The organism is Thiolapillus sp. (assembly GCF_048562965.1).
Lineage (GTDB): Bacteria > Pseudomonadota > Gammaproteobacteria > Chromatiales > Chromatiaceae > Thiolapillus > Thiolapillus brandeum_A.
Genome location: NZ_JBHNMF010001438.1, coordinates 1 through 626 on the forward strand (window position 1 = coordinate 1; position 626 = coordinate 626).

Below are 626 nucleotides of genomic sequence, written 5' to 3' on the forward strand. Positions count from 1 at the left end.
TTGATTGTCTCAACATGGGAGGGTTCAAACCCCCAGCTTCAGCTGGAAGCTTTCAGCCTCCTGGTTTAGTGTAGGGGGCATGAGTGAGTACAGACACGGGACACATTCGGTATTTCGGCTACATGTGCATCTGGTGTGGTGCACGAAGTACAGGCGGTCGGTACTGATAGGGGAAATAGGATACCGGTTTCGAGATCTGGTGAGGCAGATGTGCTCGGATATGGGGGTTGAGATTCTGAAAGGAGTAGTGGCGAAAGAGCACCGTTCATCTACTGGTATCGATACCGCCTCAGCTTTCGGTGAGCAAGCTGGTGCAGAAGCTGAAAGGGAAGACCTCGTACAAGCTACAGCGGGAGTACCGTTCCCTTCAGAAAGCGTACTGGGGCCAAAGGATGTGGGCACGGGGATATTTTGCATGTAGTACAGGGAATGTCACGGATGAGATGATTGCGGCCTATATCGAACATCACAGTGAGATAGAAGAGCAATTCAAGGTGGTTGATCCCGGCGACTTCGAGTCGTCATGAACCGGCTTGGGCCGGCGGCTTGAAGCCGGCTTTAGCCGGAACCGCACTTACAGTGCGTAATTTTCATGCCACCGGCTTGCAGCCGGTGGTTTGTTGACT

Annotated in this window: 1 pseudogene; it reads left to right on the plus strand. The window is 52.9% G+C overall.

Features of this window, described 5'->3' with window-relative positions:
• Window positions 1–79: 79 nt before the first annotated feature.
• Window positions 80–527 (plus strand): annotated as a pseudogene (gene tnpA, locus ACOCD2_RS24805) (IS200/IS605 family transposase).
• Window positions 528–626 lie beyond the last annotated feature (99 nt).